The sequence below is a fragment of the Microcoleus sp. PH2017_05_CCC_O_A genome, from assembly GCF_020738785.1.
In the GTDB taxonomy this organism is placed as follows: domain Bacteria; phylum Cyanobacteriota; class Cyanobacteriia; order Cyanobacteriales; family Microcoleaceae; genus Microcoleus.
Window position 1 is genome coordinate 33,776 of record NZ_JAEQCB010000017.1, and the last position, 11,260, is coordinate 45,035.

The 11,260-nt window shown below is 46.3% G+C and carries 6 protein-coding genes; 1 reads left to right on the forward strand and 5 read right to left on the reverse strand.

Going from position 1 to position 11,260, the window contains the following annotated elements:
- Position 1: 1 nt before the first annotated feature.
- From JGK20_RS05675 to JGK20_RS05690, 4 genes are all read right to left on the reverse strand, one after another.
- On the reverse strand, positions 2-2,629 hold the full coding sequence (locus tag JGK20_RS05675) for a PAS domain S-box protein (protein WP_293197172.1): 2,628 nt from the start codon (positions 2,627-2,629) through the stop codon (positions 2-4).
- Between the two features lie 294 nt (positions 2,630-2,923).
- The gene (locus JGK20_RS05680; RefSeq protein ID WP_293177028.1) at positions 2,924-5,170 is read right to left on the reverse strand and encodes a glycoside hydrolase; all 2,247 of its coding nucleotides are present in this window, start codon (positions 5,168-5,170) and stop codon (positions 2,924-2,926) included.
- Between the two features lie 606 nt (positions 5,171-5,776).
- Positions 5,777-6,016, reverse strand: coding sequence for a NifU family protein (locus tag JGK20_RS05685; protein WP_193975189.1), 240 nt, complete (start codon positions 6,014-6,016; stop codon positions 5,777-5,779).
- Between the two features lie 237 nt (positions 6,017-6,253).
- Complete coding sequence (locus JGK20_RS05690; RefSeq protein WP_293177030.1) at positions 6,254-6,904, reverse strand: DUF3386 domain-containing protein; 651 nt, start codon at positions 6,902-6,904, stop codon at positions 6,254-6,256.
- 316 nt (positions 6,905-7,220) lie between these two features.
- Between JGK20_RS05690 and JGK20_RS05695 the strand changes: the two genes are divergently transcribed.
- A complete protein-coding gene (locus JGK20_RS05695; protein WP_293197168.1) occupies positions 7,221-8,759 on the forward strand; it encodes a PAS domain S-box protein in 1,539 nt (512 codons plus the stop codon).
- Between the two features lie 701 nt (positions 8,760-9,460).
- Here JGK20_RS05695 and JGK20_RS05700 read toward each other — a convergent pair.
- Positions 9,461-10,273, reverse strand: a complete 813-nt coding sequence (locus tag JGK20_RS05700; protein ID WP_293177034.1) for a GAF domain-containing protein — start codon at positions 10,271-10,273, stop codon at positions 9,461-9,463.
- Positions 10,274-11,260 lie beyond the last annotated feature (987 nt).

Here is an 11,260-nt window from a genome sequence, read left to right on the forward strand (position 1 = left end):
CCTAATGGGGAATATCATCTCCCTCCCCCATAACTGGCAGACGTAAGAAAAAAGTGCTGCCCTCCCCCAAAATGCTCTCCACCCAAATCCGGCCCCCGTGCTGCTGCACGATACTGCGACAAATAGCCAGCCCCAAACCAGTACCTCCTTTTTGGCGACAATCAGAAGCATCAACCTGTTGAAAGCGCTCAAAGACCATCTCTAGCTTGTCCGCCGGAATGCCGCGTCCTTGGTCTTTAACCGCAATCAGGATTTCCGAACTCACGGGTAAGTGCGGATTGGTGGCAGTCTCGGGAGACAACAAACAAGGAGACGACACTGACTTCAACTCAGCTTTTTCTGCCAAATCCGGATGCTCGATCGACTCACCGCTCAGCCAAATCGTAGCACCTGCGGGCGAAAATTTTATAGCATTGCTGAGCAAATTTGTCAATGCCTGAATTAGCCGATCGGGAACAGCGAGCAATTGCGCCCTCACAGGTCTCACAGACAGAGTAACTCCTGCCTGCTGGGCCATTCCCTGCATCTCGTCAGCCGCCTGCAACATCAGATCCGCGACATTGCAAGTTTGTTTGATGGCAGTGCTGTAATTAGAATCCATGCGCTCTAAATCCAGGATGTCGTTGATCAAGCGCACTAACCGGTCAGTATTAGCTATCGCAATCTCCAGCATCCGCTTGGCTTTCTGGGGGTGAGCCTCAAGCAGGCCGCTGTTGAGGAGACCGAGTGCCCCGTGAATCGAAGTCATGGGCGTCCGCAGTTCGTGGCTGATAACAGATATGAATTCATCTTTCATGTGCTCGACCGCAAGCTGATCGGTGATATCTTTAAAAGTCACCACAGCGCCAATAATTTCGCCTTGTTCTCGCATCGGAGCGACAACGTACTCAACTGGAAAACTGCTGCCGTCTTGCCGACAAAAAACCTCATCCGTGACACGCCGAACCTCTCCGTCTCTCAAGGTGTCTAAAATTTGAGAACATACTGGGTTCGAGAGTTTTCCCGTGGTTGGTGTGGCGCCCTCGGGGGCAAGTTGAGAGCCGGAATTGATATCTGTTGCAGGTGACATTTGCTCGTTAGCGCAGCCCTCGAAGAGGATCGCCTTCGAGCATTCTGCCTGCGAACGGTGTAAGCTTTCAGACAAAGGTCGATCGATCCATTGCTTCGATTCGCAACCAGCCATTCTCACCGCCGCCGGATTGACAAAAGTTACTTTTCCCTGTTTGTCCAACCCGCAAATTCCTTCTGCTGCGGAGAACAAAATCATTTCTGTTTGGTGGCGGAGTTGTTCGAGAGCTTTTTGAACTCGCTTGCTATCGGTGATGTCGCGAGCGATAGTTGAAATGCCCGTTACTGCTCCTGTGGCGTCTTTAATCGGAGAAATCGTCAGAGACACATCTATCTGTTCGCCGTCTTTACGCAAGTGTACGGTTTCGTAATGGTCGATCGTAGTTCCAGCCCGAATATTTTCCAGAATTTGGGGGATTTCCTTGGGGCGTTCGGGAATTGCTAAAATCTCGATCGACTGTCCCTTGACTTCCTGCGCGCAGTAGCCGTAAATCTTCTCGGCTCCTGCATTCCAGCTCTGAATTGTCCCGGCGAGGGTTTTGCCCACGATGCCGTCGTCGGAAGACTCGACAATCGACGCCAAGCGCACGAGTTCATCTCTAGCTTGCTTGTATTCAGTAATGTCGCGGCCCAGTATCACGATACTTTTACGTCTGCCGTCGGCATGAAATACGGGTACTTTAATTACATCGTAGATTTTTACAGTACCGTTCGATCGGGGAACCACTTCTTCTCCCCTACAAAGAGTACCTTTTTCCCACGCTGCTCGATCGCTCACCTCGCAAGCCTGTAGAGCCTCCCCGTAAAAACTGCTGAGTTTTCCTAACTGAGTATCTGTGAGGCTCCGGTAGTTATCTGCTGATAGCTCAAACAATTCCAATATTGCTTGATTTGCCTCCTGCCACCTGCCCTCGCCATCTTTAAAGCAGACAATATCTGGCATGGCATTCATCAGCGATTCGAGATAGGAGTTTTCTTGGAGTGCAGCTTCTACCTCTCCCCGCTTGGCGATTTCCCGTTGCAAATTTTCGTTTGCCGTTTGCAGCGAGTCGATCAACAAACTTTCTGTAAAAGTGCGTTCTTTAATTACTTGTTGAAGTCTGTGGAGTTCTAACGATAGCTGCCTGCGAGCTAACAAATTTTCTACGCGCAAGTGCAGTTGGCTGGCATCTATGGGACTTACTATCAAATCATCAATTCTGCCTTCGAGTTGTTTGGAACTCAGCAAAAACTGCTGCTCGGAAAGAGTCGGCGTTTGGGAATTTATCAATAGCAAAAACGGTAAAAAACTAGGCTCCACCGCAGTTTTTAATGTTTCAACCATGTGCCCGATACGATCGAAGTTTGCCTCGTCGAGAATGCACAAGTCAAAAGCTATTTTTGGAAGAATAAATTCTGAGTTTGGTTCGGAAGTCCAATCGAGTAGCATCACCTCATGCTCAGTGTTGAGGTGTGCGATCTGCAAGGGTTGTTGGTAGCGATCGAGCGAGAGCAAAATGCGGCTCATTAGTTTGATGATTTCCCAATGACTAATGATTAGATGTCCAGTAAATTCACCCATTATTAGGTTTGTAGTGAGGACTTCAGTCCTCAAAAAACAGAGGACTGAATTCCTTACTACGAACCAATTTTCTAGCGCAGGTTTGTAATGAGGACTTTAGTCCTCAAAAAACAGAGGACTGAAGTCCTGACTACAAACCTATTTTATAGCAGGTTTGTAGTTAAGACTTCAGTCCTCAAAAAACAGAGGACTGAAGTCCTGACTACAAACCTATTTTATAGCGCTCGATCGACCGGACGCGATCGGACTAATGACTGATGACTAATGACGCCAGGACTCATGACTCATGACTCTTTAAGGCATTCCAATTCCAATCAAAGAATCGAACGGCAGACAGCTAGAGTAGCGCTCCCCGGACGATAAAACCGCAATCAGCCTCATTTGCCAGTCTGGCATAATGTGCAAATCCGCCCAGGGCACTGCTATCTCCAAACATTTATCCAATCCCACTTGGGCCCGGCTGAGGCGGGGCTGCCACTCATCGCCCTCTCCTGCTTCGTGAAACCCAATCGATTTCGTCAGCAAATTAATCTCTAACTGATGGTGGAAGCGATAGTTGATGGGTGCTTCATCGGGCAAACCTGACAGCGGAATCAAGCTGTTGTGCATCGTGCGATCGGGATAAAACCAGAACAAGTTTAACTCCGGCGGGCAATCAATGCCCGGCCGCACCCCAGCATTGAAGTCGGCGCGAAGGTAAAAATTCAAGTGATCTACGCCGTACCAAAGCCGCTGAATTGCCGCACTCCGGTGCATCGTACCCCTTGCTCCCCCAACTTCAATCCGGCCGGCTTTGTCCCAATCCTGTTCGTTGCCGATACCGTCGATAATCGGGTGAATAAAGCTCAGCGGTTGGTGGTCGCCTTGAACCTCGTGTGCCTCTACTTGTCGCAGCACTTCCGGGGGTACAGGCTCGCCGAGAGCTTCGTAGATTGCTGCTACGTGTTCGCGGAATAGCCGATCGAACATAGCATCTTGATTCGACGTGTGGCCTTCGCCAAACCACCAAAACCAGTCGGAACCTTCCGCCGCATAAAGCGCTTCCCAAGCTTCGGGATTGCTTTCTTCCGTAGCCTCTGGATGGTTTGCCAGCATTTGTCTGGCTGGCCCTAACAAATCCCAAGCGCGGTTTTTCGCAGGATCGCCGATCCAAGTTGTCAGGGAACCGTCTACCCAGGAACCGGTATGCAGTTGGGCGGCGGGTATTGTTTCGGTGGCGGGGAATTTGTCGAGAAATTCCGACACTGTGACTAATTGGATATCGGGATTGTCGCTGAGAGTTTGATAGAGTGATTCTAAGAACGGTTTGCCATCTTGAGGATAGAATTCCCAGCAATTTTCGCCGTCTAGGGCGATCGTCACCAACCACGGATTTTCTAAAGATGTGTGGCCGTCGGGTTGTCGGTGTTTGAGAGTTCTGCCGATCGCCTCCAAGTGTCCCACCAAATCCGACGCTGCCTTCTTCGGTTCCATCGAACCGTAGGTAAAACCAATCAAATCCGACAATCTGTGGTCTCTAAATACGATCGCCAAATCGCCATCAGGAGTTTCTAAACGATAAGGGCGATATAACAATTCTGGTTCGCAAACATTCCCCGCCCCATCGCGGTGAAAAAAGTGTTTAATTGTCCACCCCAATACCGCCTCATCCGAGACAATCCATTTAAACCCTTGTTTAGCAATGTAGGGCAAAATTTCCGGGCTAACTGCCTGTTCCGACGGCCACAAACCCCGCGGTTTACAATCAAATCTGTCTTGATACATATCCCAAGATTTTCTCAAATGTCTGGGAATATCTTCAGCCCACTGGAACCTATGTTCTGGCAGAGTCATGTTAGGAATCGCTATGCGGCCGCCATTTGTGTCAGCAAGCAGCGGCAAAATCGGGTGAGTGTAGGGGGTTGTGGACACTTCCAACTGTCCCTCAGCTTGCATTTTACGGTGCTGGGGAATGATTCTGGCGAGGATTTCTTTTTGTTTTGAATAGATCTTTTTGCGATCGGCCAGATTGAAATTTTGTCCTTGTTTCAGCCACCCTGCAATCTCGGGGTCATCCCAAAACAGCGGATCGATCCAAGCTAAATTGTGCCACGCCAGCAAGTCACCAAAATCCTGCACTTTCCAGTTTGCCAAGCACCATTGAATCCCTTTTTCCTGCCGCTGAGTGTAGAGTTGAGCGTACCGGGGATGCGGCTGAATCAGGGTATGGTAGTTGGCATCAAAGAAGTGTTCTAAAATGAACTCTTGTTCAGCGATGTTTAAAGTTTCTGCTGGCTTGAGAGTTACCGCCAAGTAAGGGTCTAATGCTTTGTCGGCGATGCAGTCTTCTATCTGCAAAATTAAGGACGGAACCAGGTTTACAGTTTGATGCAGCTTGGGATATTTTGCCAGAATTAGGACTAAATCCAAGTAATCTTTGACTCCGTGCAAGCGCACCCAAGGCAGTCGATACTCGGATGCTCCGGCGCTAGTGAACGATCTTGATTTGTAGAGGGGTTGGTGTTGGTGCCAAATGAAGGCTACGTAAAGTGGATGAGACATTGATTTTGGTAATGGGTAATGGGTAATGGGTAATTATAATTTGTAATTGGTATTTTGTAATTGGTATTTTGTAATTGGTATTTTGTAATTTTGTCAGGAATGCTTAACTTCTATCTTTAGGGTGATGAACAGCGCAGATTGTCCCTATTAAGTAGCGCTTCCAACTTCTCAATTGCAGGTTGATGCTGCACACATTACTACCATCGAGTAGCACATAAAACTACTTTTTGTATCTAGGGCTTTTATTCAATTGATATTTGACCGCTTGAGGGCGACCTTTAACTCGAAGGAAGAGGATTGGATTCAGTTGACAGTTGACAGCAGCCTCTATCTAGAAGGAAGATGATTGGAGTAATGAATCGTCTTGTTTTAATTTCTCCTTAAAATGGACAGGCTTTCAACCAATTCTTTCTGGTAATAGCGGTAAAAGCTTTAATAGCCAGTCAACTAGAATTATCTTCATTTCCGTACAGTCATGAATTAACACTCAGGCTGGTAAATTCTGGATTAAAATCACCTGTCGCTATATAAGGAATTGAAAAAAGGTAACAGTCAACCGTTAACAGTCAACTGTCAACTGTCAACTGTCAACTGTCAACTGACTAATTACATTACCTGTTCGACTTCAGAAATTTCAGGGATTGCTTCGCGCAGGCGGCGTTCAATGCCCATTCTCAGAGTCATTGTGGAACTCGGACAAGAGCCGCAAGCTCCTTGCAGTCTCAGGTGTACTACTGGGCCGTCGATTTCTACCAGTTCGACGTTGCCACCATCTGATATCAGGTAGGGGCGCATTTCATCGAGAACTGTTTCGACGTTATCTCTGGTTAGTGCTAGTGTTGTCATATTTTGCCTCAAAAATTATTCGTACAATTGACTTAGTTCGATCGTACCGTTACTTGCCGTTAAATGAAGTTGAGTCCGAGACACTAATCGCAAAACCCGCTTGCTCCAACAAAACGGATTTTGCAATTAATCCTTCCCAGAATGACTGCAACTGTAGGAGAGATTCCCCCACCTGGGTTGTCATCCATCGTTGCCAAGTCTTTAATCTTCAACGCGCAACTCGAAAAGGGTATAACCCTAGACTACTGCTGGTTCTAGCAGTTTGACGTTGGAGTAGTTAAACTCGGTTGTTGTCAGTTGACCTTTTTCTTTCGATCGCACTACTTGCTTGGTCATGACATAATAGTCGCCTATCTTGTCAAAGGTATCTTCAAATTCCAGTTCTCTGGTGATTTCGTTGGTTTCGGGGTTGCGAAAAACGGCATCGTAATGACTAGCCAAAGAACCTTCGGGTGTCTCTAAGCTTTTGTGCGTGTCAATGACGAAAGCCATGCGACCCATCACCCGGCTGACTTGACAAATTGACAGACCTCGGATTTTATAATTCGAGCCCATTGAGTCGCCTTGCACTAAAATATCCACAGCGTCGGTACTGTCCTTCTCGCCGAGGGTGAAGCTGTTTTTGCCGTGGGATTTTTCAAATGTCGATCGCTTCCGGTGAGTCACAATATCGCGCATTTGAGTGTAAACGCTCTGCTTTACTTCCTCATCGGCAATGCCACTGACTTCCACTGTCATGTCTGGTTTAATGGAAACATGACCCGTATATACTTCGTCGCCTTGCTTGAGTTCAATATCGGCGCTGTAACCGGGAAAGTTGGCATCCCAGGTGTAACGGTGTTCGTAAGCAGCGCGAAACAAATCGCGAGCGTTGGCTGGCTCTGTCATAAATCTCTCTTTCTATTTACACCCATCTAGTTTAGCGTAACCTCTCTAAGCCCTGCATTGACGGCATGGGCGGGTTGCCGACTCTCGCAGGTTCCCGAATGGGGTGCTGTCGCTAGGCTATTAACTTTACCGCCACAAAAAATTACTTTCAGTCTCAGTTGCTATGATGTCAAAATAAAGTCACGCAATGACTGGTGATTAAGATCGCGATCGATCGCCATACATCACTCTTAGTTATGGGTTATCTTAAAAAAAACTTCTGTCCGCTTTTTAGAGTTTTCACCTGTGGCAACTATTAGATTCCCTAATTAATAAAATGCTAGAAACAATTTACAAATACCTAGAAACGTTGCAGGAACAAGTTAAGCATTTACCACCTCCCCAACAGGCAATTTTAATAAAAACTGTGGAAACTCTGTCAACTTCTTTGCAAGAAATGGCAACCAGCCGCCAGTTTGAAAGTGCGACAAATAACGCGGCAAAGTTAGTTGAGGCGGAAAATTTAAATCGTCTTTTGGAACGCACTGTCGCCCAGCAAGCGGCGCAACTCAGAAAGCTACAGGAGCAGTTGAACGAAGAAATCAACCAGCACCGCCGGGATAATAAAGCATTAACTAAAAGCGAAGCCAAACTTCAGGCTGCGCTCCGTAATTCTCCAGATATAATTACTATTGTTGGCTCCGACGGGCGAGTCCGATATCACAGCGCAGCGCTAGAGAGAGTTTTGGGTTACAAGCCAGAAGAGAGAATTGGCAAGTTTCATGGCGAGTTGATCCATCCAGACGATTTGCTGAGTTGGAAGGCATATTTTGGCAAGTTGCTAGAATTTCCTGGAGTTGGGAAGCCGATCGAATATCGCAAACGCCACGCGGACGGTTCTTGGATCTACTTGGAGTCGATCGGCAATAGTTTGCTTCACGATTCTAGCGTACAGGGAATTCTGATTGCTTCCCGGGAAATTGAGGGACGCAAGCAAGCAGAAAGCGCACTCCTGGAGTCGCAACGGCACTACAAAATTATGTCACAAATTACTTCGGATTTTGCCTATTCTTTCAAGGCACTTCCCAACGGTAACTTTGTTTGTGAGTGGGTAACGGAAGCTTTGGCGCGCGTGAGCGGTCATCTCCCTGAAGAATTAACTGCCTCGGGCTGGTGGAGTTCAGATATCGTTCACCCTGATGATAGGGAAATGTTAATTAAACAATTAGAAGGCTGTACTTCTAGAGGTATGGGAGTCAATGAGTATCGAATTGTTAACAAAAATGGTGGTGTGCGCTGGGTGCGGGACTGCTGGCAAGCGGTGTGGGACAAAACTGAAGGGCGGGTTGTTCGTTTGTGGGGCGCTTGTCAGGAAATTACCGATCGCAAGCAAGTAGAATTGAAACTGCAACTCGTTAACAGAGTTTGGCAAGCCCAGATTGCATCGGCGCCGCTGGCGATTAACTGTACCGACAATGACGGCCGCACCCTTGTCTGGAACCGCGCCGCCGAAGAACTTTTTGGCTGGACTGCTGCTGAGGTTTTGGGTCAACCATTGCCGAATATTCCTGAAGGACAAAAGCAAGATTTTTACGCGCTGCTGAAATCTGCGGGTAATGGCAAACCGGAAAACGGTTTGGAAGTGTCTTTGCCCAAAAAAGACGGTAGTTCGATCGACCTTTGGCTGTTTGCCGCACCCGTACAAGATGCAGGCGGCGAGACAGTCGGCAGTATCAACATATTTTCTGACCTTTCAGAACGCAAGCGCATAGAAGATGAGCGCCAAAAACTAGCATCCCTGAAAAATATGGAAGAACCTTTTTGGGCCCGCTATGTCAGCCGCCCGCCAACCAAGAAAAAAGATGGGGATAACTAATTCCCTCAAGCATATAGCGGTTCTCAGAAAGATGAGGTATGTTGTTGGGCTTCAGCCCTCTTGGTTTAAGCGGTTATATAAGCTGTCAGTCATACCTCATCTTTTTGATAAAGGCTATATAGCGGTTCTCAGAAAGATTCGCGGATGTTGTTGAGAAGAGATCCCTATACGTTTAAGCGGTTATATAAGTTGTTAGTCATACCTCACCTTTTTGAGAAAGGCTATAAGTTAAAAACACTAAAAGTCCGAAGCAGCAATCTTCTGCTGGCGATATCATCTCCGGTAAAATAGCCGTTGCAGATTTGTAGTAAGGAAGTCGGTATTCTGAGTTTTATTAGTACGGACTTCCTCACTACAAAGCTATTCGATCGATCCCACATAATATCATAATAAATACACCCTGATTCTACCTTTATTATTTGCTATGCTGTGTTAGACACAACCCTAATGACCTAAAAATAATTTAGTAACCAGCTATCGAAGTTCTTGAAAAAATCTATAGCAATCAGAGCGGATTGGCACAAGATAAAAACTTTTTTGTCTGGCTAGACTCCTTGTTGAACAAGGATTTAAATTTTTCTAGAACTAGCAAATAAATTAGTATTGCTATATTGCTATATAGATGCAAGTGTCACATTTTCCAGGCAGAAGACTTGTGTGCCCGATCAATATTCGAGTTTTTGAATGCGGGAATTGCATCTTTACTTGTTTAGAGATTTTTGCTGACTCCTCAAAGCATCTAACTCTACGTGAGCCTGACAAGCTTTACTTGACTGAATGGAATCTAAGACATTACCAATTACCTTGGAAAGATGGAGAGCCGAACGGTGAGCTTCTTGGATAAAAGCTCTTTCCTCTATTGGATCGTCGGCCATATCATCTACAGTTAGTTGTAGATAGCCGATGATGTGATTTAGTGGAGTTCGCAGCTCGTGGGATGCGGTTGACAAAAACTCTTTTTTAAACTGGGATAGTTCTTTTGTTCGCTGGCTGCGCTCTTGGTAGAGGGTGGCTAGGGCGATCGCACTTCCGACTTGATCCGCAACTTCTTCTGCGAATTCGATCTGGTCTTGAGTCCAAGGTCGATCGGCATTACCATCATTCCCTGACAATCCGCCCTCGCACCGGTGCAAGCTAATTATGCCATTAGGTTTATCTTGATAAGCGGTAGCGACCACTAGCAGCGAATGCCGTTCAAAAGGATCGTCGGCTCCTAACGATTCTACTACCACCGGTTTTAGGGTCTCTAGAGCTTGAGTAATATGAGGTGCTGACGTGAGCGAGATTTTCACTCCCAGCATTGGTAGAAATGGTTCTTGGCAGTATTCAGCAGCCACTGTGACTTGCTGGCTAGAACTTTGATAGGGACAAATGATGCAACGGCTGACACCTAATGTTTGTCCGAGAGAGTTAACTGTTTGTTGCCAAATGGTATCGAGATCCAAAGTTCGACGAATCTTTCTGCCAATTTGGAGCAAAAGTTTTTGCGATTGAGCTGATACTTGCTGATTCATAGCAACCCTCTTTCTACTAGACTGGCAAAAGTCTACCACTCCACCAACACAGCAGAAATTTACTTAATTTGCCAGACGCAAACTGTTCAAATAGAGGTTTGCGTAATTACACTTAAATGTTCCCACACTTAGTCAAAAAATACTATCTATTGCAAGGATCTTTACAATATCTTTACAATTCTCACATAAAACTAAGAACGTCAAGTTTTCTTAATATAACTTTACAATAGGGCTGTGGAAGTTAAATCAGTCCTATGGGTGGGCATTCAGTTTTGGTAAGGTTAGGGATTTTTGGGGGGGTTTATTCGCAGGTGTGAGCCGCGAAGAGACAGAGCGAGATGATCTGTTGTCCTACCCCCCCCAATGCCATTGATGCGAATTCTGCGTGGGTTCGGCAGCGGTGGGGCGATCGGTCTGAGTGGAAAACACCGAAGGAGGGAGATTGGTGGCGGACAAGGTAAAATTTGATACTGCGACGGGCAATATAACTGTGTTATTATCAAAACCACCAATTATCAATGATTTTTATGCGCGAATTTGTAATCAGGGATACACCGATCCCGACATAATCAACTGAGTGATATACAAATTTGTAAGTGGTAAGTGGTAATTGGTAAGTGGTAAGACAACTGGCGAGACACCCAAGTTGAGAACAGCTATAGCTATTTTTTATTTCTTGCTTCTTGCTTATTCCCTCCTTTGGCTGCGGACAAGTTTTGCTTCTTGGTGATTTGCTCGGGCTTCTGATCTCGGACTTCTGGCCTCAACATCTATCCGTTAAATCGGTCAAATCCCTGAAACTGATTCGTTTCCCCACGTCCTTGAACGTCGCGACGATCCAATACGCTTGGGATAAGCTTTCAATAGTTGACAGTTGACAATTTGAGAGCGACCTCTACCTAGAAGGAAGAGGATTGGAGTAATGAATAGTCTGATTTTAATTTCTCCCTCAAAGACTTGGGGCTTTCAACCAATTCTTTCTGGTAA